The organism is Citrobacter sp. S39, from assembly GCF_009495675.1.
Lineage (GTDB): Bacteria > Pseudomonadota > Gammaproteobacteria > Enterobacterales > Enterobacteriaceae > Citrobacter > Citrobacter freundii.
The window spans coordinates 909,717-926,946 of record NZ_CP045555.1; the positions used below are offsets into that span (position 1 = coordinate 909,717).

Consider the following 17,230-nt stretch of genomic DNA (forward strand, 5'->3'; position numbering starts at 1 on the left):
AATTTATTTGGTTAAGTTTGGTTTACTGTCACGGTTTCTACGCAACTTGCGCTTCCAGCGTTTGATAAATCTCGCCACCTTCCAGGCGCGTTTTATACAGATGTCGTACAGGACAAACGCCAGTAAAAAGAGCACCAACATCACCCATTCCGGGACAATACGAGAATATTCAGCCAACACGCCGATAGAAGCCAGGATCGCAGCAGCCAGCGTAATCAGGACAAAAGCCTGTCGGGAAGTAAACCCGGCGCGCATGATTAAATGGTGAATATGTTGACGATCCGGGGAGAAAGGGCTCATGCCTTTACGTAAACGGCGATACATAATTGCCACCATATCCATTAACGGAATGGCAATAATCCACAGAGCCGTGACCGGGCTAATAGGATGCGTTGGCCCCTGGGTAGTCTCCAGCAGAATCCAAATCACCGTGAAGCCAATCAACGTACTTCCTGCATCCCCCATAAAGACTTTATAGCGGCGTCCGAGAATCCCCAGGTTCAGTAGGATGTAAGGCAGAATGGCGGCGATCATGGCAAAACACCAGATTGCCAGGCTTGTCTGGCCATCGAACCACAGAATAAGCCCCATCGCTGCGAATGAGACGCTGGATAGCCCACCGAGCAGACCATCGATCCCATCGACCATATTGAAGGCGTTAATCGCCGCCCAGACGGCAAACAGGGTCAGGAAATAACCAAAAGGACCGAGCACCATCTCCCAAGGGCCGAAAATATAGCCAAGGCTTAGCAGATAGAGTTTGCCCACTGACATCATAATGATGCCAATAAGGGCCTGGATGGTCGCGCGGATTTTTACACTGATATCAAAACGATCGTCCAGGGCACCGATAAACACCAGTACACCGGCACAGGCCAGGTAGAGAGTAGCATGCGGGATATAATAATCGGCGATGAGGAAGGTAAAGCAAATGCCTGCGTAAACCGAAATCCCCCCAACCAGCGGAATCAGTCCCTGATGACGTTTACGGAAGTTGGGTTTATCCACCAATCCAATCTTTTTCGCAACCTTGCGGGCAAAGAAAAGAAACAGCGTTGTGAATAAAAAAATACTGATGAGATCAGTACTTGCTGTCAGTAAATTCACTATACATACTCTCAGAGAATATCAATATATGAAGTATAACCATCCAGGCGATTATTCAGAAGAGAAACCCGACTCCATATCAGGTGGTTCTGTATGATTATTAACCACAAAATACGAATTACAACCCTTCGTCACCAGGCGGTATGTCATACCGGATTATTATTATTGTGTCGTTAAGATTACATCCACAAAAGCAAAACGCCACGTAAAAACGTGGCGTTTTCAGATGATGCCCGAATCAGGAACGCTTCATCATATCGAAGAAGTCGTCATTGGTCTTGGTCATCGCCAGTTTGTTAATGAGGAATTCCATTGCGTCGATTTCACCCATAGGATGGATGATTTTGCGCAGGATCCACATTTTCTGCAGCTCTTCCTGGGTGGTGAGCAGCTCTTCTTTACGGGTACCAGAACGGTTGTAGTCGATAGCCGGGAAGACGCGTTTTTCAGCAATCTTACGGGAGAGATGCAGTTCCATGTTGCCGGTACCTTTAAACTCTTCGTAGATAACTTCATCCATTTTAGAGCCGGTATCAATCAGCGCAGTCGCGATGATGGTCAGGCTACCGCCCTCTTCCACGTTACGTGCAGCACCAAAGAAACGCTTCGGACGATGCAGGGCGTTGGCGTCCACACCACCGGTCAGTACTTTACCGGAAGCAGGAACCACGGTGTTATATGCACGTGCCAGACGGGTGATGGAGTCAAGCAGAATGATAACGTCTTTCTTGTGTTCAACCAGACGTTTCGCCTTCTCGATAACCATTTCCGCAACCTGAACGTGGCGGGAGGCAGGTTCGTCAAAGGTAGACGCAACCACTTCACCTTTCACCAGACGCTGCATCTCGGTAACTTCTTCCGGACGTTCGTCAATCAGCAGCACCATCAACACGCAGTCAGGATGATTGTATGCAATGCTCTGCGCGATGTTCTGCAGCAGCATGGTTTTACCCGCTTTCGGCGGAGCAACAATCAGACCACGTTGGCCACGACCGATCGGCGATGCCAGATCCAGTACACGCGCCGTTAAATCTTCAGTAGAACCATTACCACGCTCCATACGCAGACGAGAGTTTGCGTGCAGCGGCGTTAAGTTCTCAAAGAGGATTTTGTTACGGGCGTTTTCTGGTTTGTCGTAGTTAACTTCGTTAACTTTCAACAGCGCAAAGTAGCGTTCACCTTCTTTCGGCGGGCGAATCTTACCAGAAATGGTATCACCAGTGCGGAGGTTGAAACGGCGGATTTGGCTGGGAGAAACGTAGATGTCATCAGGACCGGCGAGGTAGGAGCTGTCTGCAGAGCGGAGGAAACCAAATCCATCCTGCAATATCTCCAGCACACCGTCACCAAAGATATCTTCGCCACTCTTTGCGTGCTGCTTCAGGATGGCAAAAATAATGTCCTGCTTGCGCATACGAGCCAGGTTTTCAAGGCCCATATTTTCGCCGAGAGTGATCAGCTCAGAAACCGGCGTATTCTTTAATTCGGTAAGATTCATAATGGTGTGAGTTCTTAAACTTGGGGTAAATCTCGAACTTAATGTTGTGAATGGTATGGCAGGGTCATCCATGCCTGTTTACGGCCATCAACTCATGTCTGTTCGCTGTCTGGTCACAGGAAAGTACGCAGAACTGAAACGACAAGACGGATTGAGTGACAAGCCAGGAATCTGTCCACTTCTCGCGCGATAAACAACGGGAAGTATTGGATATAACTAGATTCAAACTTAATAAGGTATGTTTAATACGAAGTCAACACTAACTTAGCACGACTCAAGTCGGGCGTCCAGTCATCCGAATCATTTCGAAGTATGGTCGCCCGATCATGAGACTTCCTTACGCTAAATTAGCGTCGAGGAATTCTTTCAACTGACCTTTGGACAGCGCGCCGACTTTTGTCGCCGCAACTTCGCCGTTTTTAAACAGCAACAGGGTCGGGATGCCACGGATACCATACTTCGGCGCGGTGCCTGGGTTTTGGTCAATGTTCAATTTAGCAACCGTCAGTTTGCCCTGATATTCGTCAGCGATTTCATCCAGAATCGGAGCGATCATTTTGCACGGACCGCACCACTCTGCCCAGAAATCAACGAGGATTGCTCCGTCCGCTTTGAGTACATCCGTGTCAAAACTGTCGTCAGTCAGGTGAATAATTTTATCGCTCATAATAACTCCACAGGAATAAGCCTGGTGCATTGGTGTAGCATTAATCAACGACGTGTTGATGTAGCATTAACCAACTAAAGGTTGACTTTATTTCACCGGATACGCTTTCGTAAAGCAATAGTAAGCTGATATTCTACCACACTATGAGCAAAACACATTTAACAGAACAGAAGTTTTCCGACTTCGCCCTGCACCCAAAGGTGATAGAAGCCCTTGAAAACAAAGGCTTTCATAACTGTACGCCCATTCAGGCCCTCGCGCTGCCGCTAACGCTGGCTGGTCGTGATGTTGCCGGGCAGGCGCAAACCGGTACCGGAAAAACGATGGCGTTCCTGACGTCAACGTTTCATTATCTTCTCTCTCATCCCGCGATTGCCGATCGCAAGGTGAACCAACCGCGTGCGTTAATTATGGCGCCAACGCGTGAGTTAGCCGTGCAGATCCACGCCGATGCCGAGCCGCTGGCACAGACCACTGGTCTGAAATTAGGCCTGGCGTATGGCGGCGACGGTTACGATAAACAGCTGAAAGTGCTGGAAAGCGGCGTCGATATTCTTATCGGCACGACCGGTCGTCTCATCGACTATGCAAAACAGAACCACATTAATCTGGGCGCGATTCAGGTCGTGGTGCTGGATGAAGCCGATCGTATGTACGATCTGGGCTTTATTAAAGATATCCGTTGGCTGTTCCGTCGTATGCCGCCAACCACCCAACGTCTGAATATGCTGTTTTCTGCAACCCTCTCTTATCGCGTTCGCGAACTGGCGTTCGAACAAATGAATAACGCTGAGTACGTTGAAGTCGAACCGGAACAGAAAACTGGCCATCGCATTAAAGAAGAGCTCTTCTACCCCTCCAACGAAGAGAAAATGCGTTTGCTGCAAACGCTGATTGAAGAAGAGTGGCCAGATCGCGCCATTGTTTTTGCTAACACCAAGCATCGTTGTGAAGATATCTGGGGCAGCCTTGCTGCAGACGGCCATCGTGTCGGTCTGCTGACCGGTGACGTGGCGCAGAAAAAACGTCTGCGAATCCTTGATGAATTCACCCGTGGCGATATCGACATTCTCGTTGCGACGGATGTTGCTGCACGTGGTCTGCATATCCCAGCCGTAACGCACGTATTTAACTATGACCTGCCGGATGACTGTGAAGATTACGTTCACCGTATCGGTCGTACCGGTCGTGCTGGCGCAAGCGGTCACTCTATCAGCCTCGCTTGTGAAGAGTACGCGCTAAATTTACCCGCAATCGAGACCTATATCGGCCACTCGATTCCGGTCAGCAAATATAACCCGGATGCGCTGATGACCGATCTGCCGAAGCCTTTGCGCTTAACGCGCCCGCGCACAGGCAATGGCCCACGCCGTACCGGTGGTGCTCCGCGTAATCGTCGTCGTTCAGGTTAAAAAAAGTTATGCCATACACAAAATCATTCAGCCTGTATCAAGGCGGCAAGAAAACGAATCCTGATGAACCTACTTTAGTAAGTGATTCGGGTGAGAGAACGCAGCCAACACAGATACAGGTTGAAGGATGAAGTGTATGAATTCTACTTCGCTGTATGCGGCAATCGATCTCGGATCAAATAGTTTTCATATGCTGGTTGTACGCGAGGTGGCAGGAAGCATCCAGACGCTCACTCGTATCAAACGCAAAGTGCGTCTGGCTGCTGGACTCAACGGTGACAACGAGCTCTCTGTTGAAGCAATGGAGCGCGGCTGGCAATGTTTGCGCCTGTTTGCAGAACGTCTGCAGGATATCCCGCATCCACAAATCCGCGTGGTCGCCACGGCAACATTACGCATCGCCGTAAATGCCGATGTGTTTATTGCTAAAGCGCAAGAGATCCTCGGCTGCCCTGTCCAGGTGATTAGCGGTGAAGAAGAAGCGCGCCTGATTTATCAAGGTGTGGCCCACACTACCGGCGGCGCAGATCAGCGTCTGGTCGTCGACATTGGCGGGGCCAGCACAGAGTTGGTTACCGGTTCTGGCGCGCAAACCACTTCCCTGTTCAGCCTGTCAATGGGCTGCGTCACCTGGCTCGAACGCTATTTTACCGATCGTAATCTGGCACAGGAAAACTTTGACGAGGCCGAGAAAGCGGCTCGCGAAGTTCTGCGCCCGGTCGCCGACAAACTGCGTTTTCATGGCTGGAAAGTTTGCGTTGGTGCCTCTGGCACCGTCCAGGCGTTGCAGGAAATCATGATGGCGCAGGGCATGGATGAGCGCATTACGCTGGCCAAACTTCAGCAGCTTAAGCAGCGCGCCATTCACTGCGGTCGTCTGGAAGAGCTGGAAATCGAAGGGTTAACGCTGGAACGTGCGCTGGTTTTCCCCAGCGGGCTGGCCATTCTGATTGCTATTTTCACCGAACTGAACATTCAATGCATGACCCTGGCCGGCGGCGCATTACGTGAAGGTCTGGTCTACGGTATGCTGCATCTGGCGGTGGATCAGGATATTCGAAGCCGCACATTACGCAATATCCAGCGTCGCTTTATGGTCGATACAGAGCAAGCACATCGCGTTGCCAATTTAGCGACTAAATTTCTCGATCAGGTAGAAAAAAAGTGGCATCTTGAACCGATTAGCCGCGAATTACTGATTAGTGCCTGTCAGCTGCATGAAATTGGCCTAAGCGTTGATTTTAAACAGGCACCACAGCATGCCGCTTATCTGGTGCGCAATCTCGATCTCCCGGGTTTTACCCCTGCGCAAAAGAAACTGCTAGCGACGCTGTTACTCAACCAGACCAATCCCGTCGATCTCTCTTCGCTCCACCAGCAAAACGCAGTGCCACCGCGCATCGCGGAGCATCTTTGTCGTTTGCTACGCCTGGCGATCATCTTCGCCAGTCGTCGCCGTGACGATCTTGTGCCGGAAATTCAATTGGATGCAAGAAACGAGCACCTGACGGTCACTCTACCAGAAGGCTGGCTGGAACATCATCCGCTGGGTAAAGAGTTAATCGATCAGGAAAGCCAGTGGCAAAGCTATGTCCATTGGCCGCTGGACGTTCATTAGATGTTGGTTGCCGGATAGTGCTTACACATATCCGGCCCATAAAATACCTACTTCGCTTTAGCTTTCGCCATCATTGCCCGAATATTAGCGATGCTGGCCTGACCTTTTTGCATCCGTTCCTCTGCGCTCACCACTTTTCGCTCTTGCTCCCAGATAACGTCATCCTGTGGCAGCTCCAGAAGGAAACGACTCGGTTCCGGACGCACCAGCTCACCGTACTGACGACGCTCTTTACATAGCGTGAAGATGAGCTCTTTTTGTGCACGCGTAATCCCTACATAAGCCAGACGACGTTCTTCGTCGATATTGTCTTCATCGATACTGCTCTGGTGCGGCAAAAATCCTTCTTCCATTCCCACCATAAACACGTATGGGAACTCCAGCCCTTTTGAGGCATGCAGTGTCATTAATTGCACCTGATCCAGCTCTTCTTCACTCTCTCCACGTTCCATCATGTCGCGTAGGGTAAAGCGGGTAACAACCTGGGTCAGGGTCATTGGCTCTTCCAGCTCACTGCCTTCCAGCATCTCCGTCATCCAACTGAACAGCGTATTGACGTTTTTCATACGCATTTCAGCCGCTTTCGGACTCGGCGAGGTTTCATACAGCCAGGATTCGTAATCAATACCGTGGATAAGATCGCGCACAGCGGCAACCGGCTCACGCTCCGCCAGACGCTGAATTTCCCCCAGCCAGTGCGTAAAGCGAGTCAGAGAATCATACCCGCGCCCGGTTAGTGTCTGGCTAAGCCCCATATCAAAGCTGGCGGTAAACAGGCTTTTATTACGTGTCATCGCCCATTCCCCCAACTTTTGCAGCGTGGCCGGGCCGATTTCACGTTTTGGCGTGTTTACGATCCGCAAAAATGCGCTATCGTCATCCGGGTTGCTCAGCACGCGCAGATAAGCCAGCAGATCTTTAATCTCCGGACGCGAGAAGAACGACGTTCCGCCGGAAATTTTGTACGGGATACGGTTCTGCATTAGAAACTTTTCGAACACGCGCGACTGATGATTACCGCGATACAGGATGGCGTAGTCTTTATACTGCGTCTTGTTCACAAAATGATGGGCAATTAATTCCCCGGTCACGCGTTCCGCTTCGTGCTCTTCATTATTGGCACTCAGTACCTTCAGTTCAGCACCGTAACCCAACTCGGAAAAGAGTCGCTTTTCAAAGACGTGTGGATTGTTCGCAATAAGGATGTTCGCCGCCTTCAGGATGCGACCTGATGAACGGTAGTTTTGCTCCAGCTTCACCACCTGCAAAGCCGGAAAATCTTTGCTTAACAGTACCAGGTTCTGTGGACGGGCGCCGCGCCAGGAGTAGATCGACTGATCGTCATCGCCCACGACGGTAAAGCGCGCGCGTTTACCTACCAGCAACTTCACCAGCTCGTACTGGCTGGTGTTGGTATCCTGATATTCATCCACCAGCAGGTAGCGGATTCTGTTTTGCCAGCGCTCACGCACTTCTTCATTGCGCTGTAGCAGCAGCGTGGGAAGCAGGATCAGATCGTCAAAATCGAGGACGTTACACGCCTTCATATGCGCGTCATACAGACCATAGCAGTGGGCAAAAATACGATCGCGCTCGCCCTTGGCGCTGGCTGCCGCCTGTGCCGGAGTCATCAGATCGTTTTTCCAGTTGGAGATCGTCGAGATCAACTGCTGGAGGATAAGCTTATCGTCTTCGATTAGCCCTTCGGTCAGTTCCTTGAGCAAGGCCACCTGGTCAGTATCGTCAAACAACGAGAAGTTAGACTTCATCCCCAGCGCCGCATATTCACGCTTAATGATATCCAGTCCCAGGGTGTGGAAGGTGGAGATCATCAACCCACGCGCCTCTTTACGACCCAGCGTTTGCGCCACGCGCTCTTTCATCTCGCGCGCAGCCTTATTGGTAAAGGTCACGGCTGCAATATGGCGTGCCTGATAACCACATTCACGGATCAGATGGGCGATTTTGTTGGTGATAACACGCGTCTTGCCGGAACCCGCTCCCGCCAGCACCAGGCAAGGTCCGGTGACGAATTCGACGGCTTGTTGTTGTCCGGGGTTCAAACGCATAAAGGGTCACTCATGAAAGTCGGGAGGGGAGAATAACAGCGTGGTAGTATAGCCAGCCTTAACCACCCCACTCAAGGCACGATCATGGCAAAAACAGCAGCAGCAGTGCATATCCTTGTTAAAGAAGAGAAACTGGCACTGGATCTTCTGGAACAGATTAAAAACGGCGCAGACTTCGGCAAACTGGCGAAGAAACACTCTATCTGCCCATCAGGCAAACGCGGCGGTGATTTAGGTGAATTCCGTCAGGGCCAGATGGTTCCGGCGTTCGATAAAGTCGTCTTCTCCTGCCCGGTGCTGGAGCCGACCGGCCCGCTGCATACCCAGTTCGGTTATCACATCATTAAGGTGCTGTACCGTAACTAATAAAAAATCCCGGAGCGTTCAGGCACCGGGATTTTTTTGCCGGATGGCGGCTACGCCTTATCCGGCTTACATCTGCTGTGCGTAGGTCGGGTAAGCGCAAGCGCCACCCGACATCCTATTTAGCCAGCAACGGCAATGCGTTTCATATCGGTCATGTAACCGCGCAGTTTCTTACCAACCTGCTCGATAGCGTGGCTACGGATTGCTTCGTTCACGTCGCGCAGCTGCGCGTTGTCTACCGCACCTTCGGCAATCGCTTTGCCCAGGTCGCCGGTCTGCAGGGTGGTCATGAACTCTTTCAGCAGCGGTACGCAAGCGTAAGAGAACAGGTAGTTGCCGTATTCTGCGGTATCGGAGATAACCACGTTCATTTCGTACAGACGCTTACGGGCGATGGTATTCGCGATCAGCGGCAGCTCGTGCAGTGATTCGTAGTACGCAGATTCTTCGATGATGCCGGAATCCACCATGGTTTCGAACGCCAGCTCAACGCCCGCTTTCACCATCGCAATCATCAGAACGCCTTTATCGAAGTACTCCTGCTCACCGATTTTACCTTCAAACTGCGGGGCGGTTTCGAACGCGGTTTTACCGGTCTCTTCACGCCAGGTCAGCAGTTTCTTATCGTCGTTAGCCCAGTCAGCCATCATGCCGGAAGAGAATTCGCCGGAAATGATGTCGTCCATGTGTTTCTGGAACAGCGGCGCCATAATCTCTTTCAGCTGTTCGGACAGCGCATAAGCACGCAGTTTCGCCGGGTTAGACAGACGGTCCATCATCAGGGTGATGCCGCCCTGCTTCAGCGCTTCGGTGATGGTTTCCCAGCCGAACTGAATCAGTTTTTCAGCATATGCCGGGTCAGTACCTTCTTCCACCAGCTTATCGAAGCACAGCAGAGAACCGGCTTGCAGCATACCGCACAGGATAGTCTGCTCACCCATCAGATCAGATTTCACTTCCGCAACGAAGGAGGACTCCAGCACGCCCGCACGGTGACCGCCGGTGGCCGCAGCCCAGGCTTTAGCAATCGCCATACCTTCGCCTTTCGGATCGTTTTCCGGGTGAACGGCGATCAGGGTCGGTACACCGAAGCCACGTTTGTACTCTTCACGAACTTCAGTACCCGGGCACTTCGGTGCCACCATCACAACGGTGATGTCTTTACGGATCTGCTCGCCCACTTCGACGATGTTGAAGCCGTGTGAATAGCCCAGCGCCGCGCCATCTTTCATCAGCGGTTGTACCGAACGTACAACGTCGGAGTGCTGCTTGTCTGGCGTCAGGTTAACCACCAGGTCAGCCTGCGGGATCAGCTCTTCGTAGGTACCCACTTTGAAGCCGTTTTCGGTCGCTTTACGCCAGGAAGCACGCTTCTCAGCAATGGCTTCTTTACGCAGTGCGTAGGAGATATCCAGACCGGAGTCACGCATGTTCAGGCCCTGGTTCAGACCCTGAGCGCCACAGCCGACGATGACCACTTTTTTACCCTGAAGGTAGCTCGCACCATCGGCGAATTCGTCGCGGCCCATAAAGCGACATTTACCCAGCTGTGCCAGCTGCTGGCGCAGGTTCAGTGTATTAAAGTAGTTAGCCATGATGGTGTACTCCGTGATGTTGTGTTGTGGTGCTTATTATTCGGTTCGCAGATTTGTATTTGCGAGATTGAATCCACATTACAACAGGAAATTTATTGCGGAAATTGATATATTCACAACATCACGTTGCAATTTATGCAACGTAGAAAATCGGAGGCTCGTCTGTGGATTTACGCGATCTGAAAATGTTCCTGCATTTGGCTGAAAGTCGCCACTTTGGCCGCAGCGCACGGGCAATGCACGTCAGCCCCTCCACGCTTTCGCGCCAGATTCAGCGCCTGGAAGAAGATCTCGGCCAGCCGCTGTTTGTGCGCGATAACCGTACGGTCACGCTGACCGAAGCGGGCGAAGAGCTGCGCGTATTCGCCCAGCAGACGCTGCTGCAATACCAGCAGTTGCGCCACACCCTCGATCAGCAAGGACCGTCACTGTCAGGCGAGTTACATATCTTCTGCTCCGTCACCGCCGCGTACAGCCACCTGCCACCGATACTTGATCGCTTCCGCGCTGAACACCCGTCGGTTGAAATCAAGCTCACCACCGGCGATGCCGCCGATGCGATGGACAAAGTGGTCACTGGTGAAGCCGATCTGGCGATTGCCGGTAAGCCCGAGACACTGCCCGGCGCGGTAGCGTTCTCGATGCTGGAGAATCTGACGGTGGTGCTGATCGCCCCGGCGCTGCCCTGCCCGGTGCGTAATCAGGTTTCCGTCGAGAAACCCGACTGGTCGACGGTGCCGTTTATCATGGCCGACCAGGGGCCGGTCCGCCGCCGCATTGAGCTGTGGTTCCGCCGTCACAAAATCAGCAACCCATCGATTTACGCTACGGTAGGCGGTCATGAAGCGATGGTCTCAATGGTGGCGCTGGGCTGCGGCGTGGCGCTGCTGCCGGAAGTGGTGCTGGAAAACAGCCCAGAGCCGGTACGTAACCGCGTGATGATTTTAGAACGCAGCGACGAGAAAACGCCGTTCGAGCTCGGCGTCTGCGCGCCGAAAAAGCGGCTGCATGAACCGCTGATCGACGCGTTCTGGAAGATTGTTCTGGAACGTAAATCTGCCGACTAGCGCCAGCGTCAGGCCTAAAATCAGTGGTAGATTCAGTATTGGCGCTCCTTTTCTGTATAATGTCGTGATCCATTGTAGTGGGGGGCTTGTTAACCATCGCGTTAAGCAGGCCAGAACAGACGGTGTCATTGCGCACTTGACAGCGAAAATACAAACTTAATTAGCCATCATTATGATAATCAAACCAAAAATTCGTGGATTCATCTGTACAACGACCCATCCGACTGGCTGCAAAGTCAACGTGGAAAAGCAGATCGAGTATGTTAAGCAGAACGGGAAAATCGAGAACGGCCCGTCCCGCGTGCTGGTGATCGGTGCTTCCACCGGTTACGGTCTGGCTTCCAGAATTTCTGCCGCCTTTGGCAGCGGAGCCGCCACTATCGGCGTATTTTTCGAAAAACCGGGCACGGATACCAAACCGGGTTCCGCAGGCTGGTATAACTCTGCCGCCTTCGATGAAGCCGCTAAGCGTGAAGGTCTGTTCGCCAAAAGCATCAACGGCGATGCGTTCTCTGACGAATGCCGTGATGAAGTGATCAAACTGATAAAAGAAGACCTGGGTCAGATTGACCTGGTCGTTTATTCACTGGCTTCCCCAGTGCGTAAAATGCCGAAAACCGGTGAAATCGTCCGTTCTGCGCTGAAGCCAATCGGTGAGGTTTACACTTCTAAAGCGATCGATACCAACAAAGATCAGATCATCACCGCCAGCATTGAGCCGGCAACCGAAGAAGAAGTGCAGAACACCGTTACCGTAATGGGCGGCGAGGACTGGGAACTGTGGATGGGCGCGCTGAGCGAAGCGGGCGTGCTGGCTGACGGAGTGAAAACCGTAGCCTACTCCTACATCGGTACCGACCTGACCTGGCCAATCTACTGGCACGGCGCGCTGGGCAAAGCGAAAGAAGACCTTGATCGCGCCGCGGGCGAACTGCGTAACCAGCTGGCTCCGCTGAACGGTTCCGCGAACGTTGCCGTACTGAAATCCGTTATCACTCAGGCGTCTTCCGCCATTCCAGTGATGCCGCTGTACATCTCCATGGTCTTCAAGCTGATGAAAGCACAGGGGATTCATGAAGGTTGTATCGAGCAAATCAACCGTCTGATGACCACCAGCCTGTACGGTGACAAAGTGGCGCTTGATGACAACCAGCGTATCCGTATGGATGACTGGGAACTGCGTGATGACATTCAGCAGGCATGTCGCGACCTGTGGCCGCTGATCACCACCGAAAACCTGGCGCAAGAAACCGATTATGCAGGCTACAAGCAGGAATTCCTGAACCTGTTCGGTTTTGGCCTCGACGGCGTGGACTACGACGCTGACGTGAACACCGAAGTCGAATTCGACGTTATCACGCTGTAATCTGCTGATACAATAGCAAAAAGGGTTCATGTTTTTACATGAACCCTTTTTTAATGGCTGTTGTTAACCCGCCAGGAAGAACCTGAACGCCGGGTTATGTGTTTCATCGTGACAGTCATAACCCAGTTCATTTAGCCGCGTTTCGAAATCAGGCTCGTGTTCACCCAACTCAAACGCCGCCAGTACGCGACCATAGTCGGTACCGTGACTGCGATAGTGGAACAATGAAATATTCCAGTGCGTCCCCAGGGTATGCAGAAATTTGAGCAACGCCCCCGGCGATTCAGGAAATTCGAAGCTGTAGAGACGTTCCTGTAAGGGTTTCGACGGACGTCCACCGACCATATAGCGCACGTGTAGCTTCGCCATCTCGTCATCAGACAGATCCACCACGCTGTAGCCGCCCTCGTTGAGCAGTTGCAGGATTTCCTTACGCTCTTCCAGCCCACGGCTCAGGCGTACACCGACAAAAATGCAGGCGTCTTTCGCATCGGCAAAGCGGTAGTTAAACTCCGTTACCGAACGGCCACCCAACAGCTGGCAGAACTTCAGGAAACTTCCCTTCTCTTCCGGGATGGTCACCGCCAGCAGGGCTTCACGTTGTTCCCCCAGCTCGCAACGTTCGGAAACGTAGCGCAGGCCGTGGAAGTTAACGTTAGCGCCGGAAAGAACATGCGCCAGACGCTCGCCGCGAATATTATGCTGGGCGATGTATTTTTTCATCCCCGCCAGCGCCAGCGCCCCGGAAGGCTCAGCCACCGCACGTACATCCTCGAACAGGTCTTTCATTGCCGCACAAATAGCATCGCTATCGACAGTGATAATATCGTCGAGATATTCCTGGCACAGACGGAAGGTTTCATCGCCAATACGTTTCACCGCTACGCCTTCGGCAAAGAGACCCACACGCGGCAGATCCACCGGATGACCGGCATCCAGCGCCGCCTTCAGGCAGGCCGAATCTTCCGCTTCCACGGCAATCACTTTGATTTGCGGCATCAGCTGTTTAATCAGCACCGCAACACCTGCCGCTAATCCGCCACCACCAACAGGCACGAATACGCGATCGAGATGAGCGTCCTGCTGGAGCAGCTCCAGCGCCAGCGTGCCCTGCCCGGCAATCACCATCGGATGATCAAACGGTGGAACCCAGGTAAAACCCTGCTGCTGTGACAGTTCAATCGCTTTGGCTTTGGCTTCATCAAAATTCGCGCCGTGCAACAGCACTTCTCCGCCGAAGCCGCGAACGGCATCGACTTTGATATCGGCGGTAGCCGTTGGCATGACAATCAGCGCCTTCACGCCTAATCGCGCAGAAGAGAACGCGACACCCTGAGCATGATTACCCGCCGATGCGGTAATGACCCCATGCGCTTTTTGCTCTTCGGTCAAGCCCGCCATCATGGCATAGGCACCGCGTAGCTTGAAGCTATGAACGGGTTGACGGTCTTCGCGCTTCACCAGAATGACGTTATCGAGGCGCGAAGAGAGCTTTTCCATTTTCTGTAGCGGCGTTACCTGTGCCGCTTCGTATACCGGCGCACGCAGTACCGCTCTGAGATATTCAGCGCCCTCAGGAGCACCGGATAGAGGTTGTGAATCCGCCATGGTCATTATCCCCCGAGCTTCGACTTATCGCGCACCGCACCTTTGTCGGCACTGGTTGCCAGGCTGGCATAGGCGCGCAGTGCAAAGGAGACCTGACGTTGACGATATTTTGGCGTCCAGGCTTTGTCACCGCGAGCTTCCTGCGCTTCACGGCGCGCTGCGATTTCCGCATCACTCAGTTGCAGTTGAATGCCACGATTCGGGATATCGATGGCAATCATGTCACCATCTTCGATAATCGCGATATTACCGCCGCTGGCCGCTTCCGGGGAAACGTGACCGATGGAAAGCCCCGAAGTACCGCCGGAGAAACGACCATCGGTAATCAGCGCACAAGCCTTGCCGAGGCCCATCGATTTCAGGAAGGTGGTTGGGTAGAGCATTTCCTGCATGCCTGGCCCGCCTTTCGGCCCTTCGTAGCGAATGACAACCACGTCGCCAGCCACCACTTTACCGCCGAGGATTGCTTCAACCGCATCGTCCTGGCTTTCATACACTTTTGCCGGGCCGGTGAATTTCAGGATACTGTCATCCACGCCTGCAGTTTTTACGATACAGCCGTTTTCCGCAAAGTTACCGTACAGGACTGCCAGACCGCCATCTTTGCTGTAAGCATGTTCCAGCGAGCGGATGCAGCCTTCAGCGCGGTCGTCATCCAGCGTATCCCAACGGCAGTCCTGCGAGAACGCCTGGGTGGTACGGATGCCCGCCGGTCCGGCGCGGAACATTTTTTTCACCGCGTCGTCTTTGGTCAACATCACGTCATACCGATCAAGCGTTTGCGGCAGAGTCAGACCCAGCACATTTTTCACGTCGCGGTTCAGCAGTCCGGCACGATCCAGTTCGCCTAAAATACCCAGTACGCCGCCTGCGCGGTGCACGTCTTCCATATGGTATTTCTGCGTGCTCGGCGCCACTTTACACAGTTGTGGGACTTTGCGGGACAGCTTGTCGATATCACTCATGGTGAAGTCGATTTCCGCTTCCTGCGCTGCCGCCAGCAGGTGCAGAACGGTGTTGGTGGAGCCGCCCATGGCGATATCCAACGTCATGGCATTCTCAAACGCCGCCTTGCTGGCAATGTTGCGCGGCAGGGCGGAGGCATCATCCTGCTCGTAATAGCGTTTGGTCAGCTCGACGATGCGTTTACCCGCGTTAAGGAACAGCGTTTTACGGTCGGCGTGAGTCGCCAACAGCGAACCGTTACCCGGCTGCGACAGGCCCAGCGCTTCGGTCAGGCAGTTCATCGAGTTGGCGGTGAACATGCCGGAACAGGAGCCGCAGGTTGGACAGGCGGAACGTTCAACCTGCTCGCTTTGTGAGTCGGAGACTTTCGGGTCAGCGCCCTGAATCATCGCATCAACCAGGTCGAGCTTGATGATTTGGTCAGAGAGCTTGGTTTTCCCGGCTTCCATCGGACCGCCGGAAACAAAGATCACCGGAATATTCAGGCGCAAAGAGGCCATTAACATCCCAGGGGTGATTTTGTCGCAGTTAGAGATACAGACCATCGCATCGGCGCAGTGGGCGTTAACCATGTACTCCACTGAATCGGCGATCAGCTCGCGCGACGGCAGTGAATACAGCATGCCACCGTGCCCCATGGCGATACCATCATCCACAGCAATGGTGTTGAACTCTTTCGCCACGCCGCCTGAGGCTTCGATTTGTTCGGCAACCAGTTTACCGAGATCGCGCAGGTGGACGTGACCCGGCACAAACTGGGTAAAAGAGTTCACCACAGCGATAATCGGTTTACCGAAATCATCATCGGTCATCCCGGTGGCGCGCCACAGTGCGCGGGCACCCGCCATATTGCGGCCGTGGGTGGTGGTAGCAGAACGATACTTAGGCATGCTTGATTAACTCCCGTCTGTCTAATAATTGGGACGGTGCGTGCCGTCCCAAATTTATGTTTATTGATTAACCTGATCCAACCAGCCGTATTTATCTTCCGTTTCACCGGTAAAGAGGCCAAAGAAGGCCTGCTGGATGCGTTTGGTGACCGGACCACAGCGGCCTTCGCCCACCTGGATACCATCGACGCTACGTACTGGGGTGATTTCGGCCGCGGTACCGGACATGAACACTTCGTCGGCCAGGTACAGCGATTCACGGGACAGCACCTGCTCACGCACTTCGATATCGAGATCTTTCGCCAGCTTAATGATCGCGTCACGGGTGATACCCGGCAGTGCAGAAGAGGTAAACGGCGGGGTAAACAGAATGCCGTCTTTTACTTCAAACAGGTTTTCACCCGCGCCTTCAGAGATGTAACCATTCACATCCAGCGCAATACCTTCCTGATAGCCATGACGACGCGCTTCACTACCCACCAGCAGCGAAGACAGATAGTTACCGCCCGCTTTAGCCGCTGTAGGGATGGTGTTCGGCGCAACGCGGTTCCAGGAAGAAACCATCGCGTCGATCCCCTGTTCCAGCGCTTCAGCACCAAGGTAAGCGCCCCACGGGAACGCAGCGATGATCACGTCAGTGGTGTATCCCGCTGGCGGGTTAACGCCCATCCCCACGTCGCCAACAAACACCAGCGGACGGATATAGGCGCTGGTCAGATTGTTTTTACGAATCACCTCACGGCAAGCTTCCATCAGCTCATCAACGCTCTGAGAAACCGGAAAACGATAGATCTTGGCTGAATCACGCAGACGCTGCATATGTTCACGATGACGGAACACCACCGGCCCTTTGTGAGAATCGTAGCAACGGATGCCTTCAAATACAGAAGTACCGTAGTGCAGCGCGTGGGACATCACGTGAACCTTAGCGTCTTCCCAACGAATCATCTCGCCATTAGACCAAATGTAATCAGCTTTTTTCGTCGTCATTTTTCTTCCTT

The 17,230-nt window shown here is 53.0% G+C and carries 14 protein-coding genes; 5 read left to right on the top strand and 9 right to left on the bottom strand.

Annotation, left to right across the window (positions count from 1 at the left end; all coding sequences use genetic code 11):
* Nucleotides 1-3 precede the first annotated feature (3 nt).
* From wecA to trxA, 4 genes are all read right to left on the bottom strand, one after another.
* Nucleotides 4-1,107, bottom strand: a complete 1,104-nt coding sequence (gene wecA / locus GFB57_RS04215) for a UDP-N-acetylglucosamine--undecaprenyl-phosphate N-acetylglucosaminephosphotransferase (protein ID WP_003017991.1) — start codon at nucleotides 1,105-1,107, stop codon at nucleotides 4-6.
* Nucleotides 1,108-1,345: 238 nt separating this feature from the next.
* A complete protein-coding gene (gene rho / locus GFB57_RS04220) occupies nucleotides 1,346-2,605 on the bottom strand; it encodes a transcription termination factor Rho (protein WP_002437993.1) in 1,260 nt (419 codons plus the stop codon).
* A gap of 87 nt (nucleotides 2,606-2,692) precedes the next feature.
* Nucleotides 2,693-2,812, bottom strand: coding sequence for a rho operon leader peptide (locus GFB57_RS04225; protein ID WP_071524464.1), 120 nt, complete (start codon nucleotides 2,810-2,812; stop codon nucleotides 2,693-2,695).
* 130 nt (nucleotides 2,813-2,942) lie between these two features.
* Nucleotides 2,943-3,272: a thioredoxin TrxA gene (gene trxA, locus GFB57_RS04230; RefSeq protein ID WP_001280776.1), complete on the bottom strand. Its 330-nt coding sequence runs from the start codon at nucleotides 3,270-3,272 to the stop codon at nucleotides 2,943-2,945.
* 143 nt (nucleotides 3,273-3,415) lie between these two features.
* Between trxA and rhlB the strand changes: the two genes are divergently transcribed.
* Both rhlB and gppA read left to right on the top strand, forming a co-directional pair.
* Nucleotides 3,416-4,684 (top strand): ATP-dependent RNA helicase RhlB, encoded by a 1,269-nt coding sequence (rhlB, locus tag GFB57_RS04235; RefSeq protein ID WP_003017994.1) that lies wholly within the window; start codon nucleotides 3,416-3,418, stop codon nucleotides 4,682-4,684.
* 136 nt (nucleotides 4,685-4,820) lie between these two features.
* The gene (gene gppA, locus GFB57_RS04240) at nucleotides 4,821-6,302 is read left to right on the top strand and encodes a guanosine-5'-triphosphate,3'-diphosphate diphosphatase (protein ID WP_003017996.1); all 1,482 of its coding nucleotides are present in this window, start codon (nucleotides 4,821-4,823) and stop codon (nucleotides 6,300-6,302) included.
* Nucleotides 6,303-6,349: 47 nt separating this feature from the next.
* Here the strand turns inward: gppA and rep are convergent, their stop codons facing one another.
* Entirely contained in the window at nucleotides 6,350-8,371 is a 2,022-nt protein-coding gene (gene rep, locus GFB57_RS04245) for a DNA helicase Rep (protein WP_003829018.1), read from the bottom strand.
* A gap of 84 nt (nucleotides 8,372-8,455) precedes the next feature.
* Between rep and ppiC the strand changes: the two genes are divergently transcribed.
* On the top strand, nucleotides 8,456-8,737 hold the full coding sequence (gene ppiC, locus GFB57_RS04250) for a peptidylprolyl isomerase PpiC (protein ID WP_003017999.1): 282 nt from the start codon (nucleotides 8,456-8,458) through the stop codon (nucleotides 8,735-8,737).
* Between the two features lie 119 nt (nucleotides 8,738-8,856).
* Here ppiC and ilvC read toward each other — a convergent pair whose 3' ends face one another.
* A complete protein-coding gene (gene ilvC / locus GFB57_RS04255) occupies nucleotides 8,857-10,332 on the bottom strand; it encodes a ketol-acid reductoisomerase (protein ID WP_003018001.1) in 1,476 nt (491 codons plus the stop codon).
* A 164-nt stretch (nucleotides 10,333-10,496) separates the two neighbouring features.
* Between ilvC and ilvY the strand changes: the two genes are divergently transcribed.
* Complete coding sequence (gene ilvY / locus GFB57_RS04260) at nucleotides 10,497-11,399, top strand: HTH-type transcriptional activator IlvY (RefSeq protein WP_003018003.1); 903 nt, start codon at nucleotides 10,497-10,499, stop codon at nucleotides 11,397-11,399.
* 172 nt (nucleotides 11,400-11,571) lie between these two features.
* Nucleotides 11,572-12,765 (top strand): enoyl-ACP reductase FabV, encoded by a 1,194-nt coding sequence (gene fabV / locus GFB57_RS04265; protein ID WP_003018005.1) that lies wholly within the window; start codon nucleotides 11,572-11,574, stop codon nucleotides 12,763-12,765.
* Nucleotides 12,766-12,828: 63 nt separating this feature from the next.
* Here fabV and ilvA read toward each other — a convergent pair whose 3' ends face one another.
* Genes ilvA through GFB57_RS04280 form a run of 3 tightly spaced genes read right to left on the bottom strand, consistent with a single transcriptional unit; the run spans nucleotide 12,829 to nucleotide 17,219 of the window.
* Entirely contained in the window at nucleotides 12,829-14,373 is a 1,545-nt protein-coding gene (gene ilvA / locus GFB57_RS04270; RefSeq protein ID WP_003018007.1) for a threonine ammonia-lyase, biosynthetic, read from the bottom strand.
* A gap of 5 nt (nucleotides 14,374-14,378) precedes the next feature.
* The gene (ilvD, locus tag GFB57_RS04275) at nucleotides 14,379-16,229 is read right to left on the bottom strand and encodes a dihydroxy-acid dehydratase (protein WP_003018008.1); all 1,851 of its coding nucleotides are present in this window, start codon (nucleotides 16,227-16,229) and stop codon (nucleotides 14,379-14,381) included.
* 60 nt (nucleotides 16,230-16,289) lie between these two features.
* Entirely contained in the window at nucleotides 16,290-17,219 is a 930-nt protein-coding gene (locus GFB57_RS04280) for a branched-chain amino acid transaminase (RefSeq protein ID WP_003018014.1), read from the bottom strand.
* Between the last annotated feature and the right edge of the window lie 11 nt (nucleotides 17,220-17,230).

Coding starts and splice junctions, on each gene's coding strand:
- rho (WP_002437993.1), bottom strand. CDS start 2,605: ATGAATCTTACCGAATTAAAGAATACGCCGGTTTCTGAGCTGATCACT.
- trxA (WP_001280776.1), bottom strand. CDS start 3,272: ATGAGCGATAAAATTATTCACCTGACTGACGACAGTTTTGACACGGAT.
- rhlB (WP_003017994.1), top strand. CDS start 3,416: ATGAGCAAAACACATTTAACAGAACAGAAGTTTTCCGACTTCGCCCTG.
- gppA (WP_003017996.1), top strand. CDS start 4,821: ATGAATTCTACTTCGCTGTATGCGGCAATCGATCTCGGATCAAATAGT.
- rep (WP_003829018.1), bottom strand. CDS start 8,371: ATGCGTTTGAACCCCGGACAACAACAAGCCGTCGAATTCGTCACCGGA.
- ppiC (WP_003017999.1), top strand. CDS start 8,456: ATGGCAAAAACAGCAGCAGCAGTGCATATCCTTGTTAAAGAAGAGAAA.
- ilvC (WP_003018001.1), bottom strand. CDS start 10,332: ATGGCTAACTACTTTAATACACTGAACCTGCGCCAGCAGCTGGCACAG.
- fabV (WP_003018005.1), top strand. CDS start 11,572: ATGATAATCAAACCAAAAATTCGTGGATTCATCTGTACAACGACCCAT.
- ilvA (WP_003018007.1), bottom strand. CDS start 14,373: ATGGCGGATTCACAACCTCTATCCGGTGCTCCTGAGGGCGCTGAATAT.
- ilvD (WP_003018008.1), bottom strand. CDS start 16,229: ATGCCTAAGTATCGTTCTGCTACCACCACCCACGGCCGCAATATGGCG.
- GFB57_RS04280 (WP_003018014.1), bottom strand. CDS start 17,219: ATGACGACGAAAAAAGCTGATTACATTTGGTCTAATGGCGAGATGATT.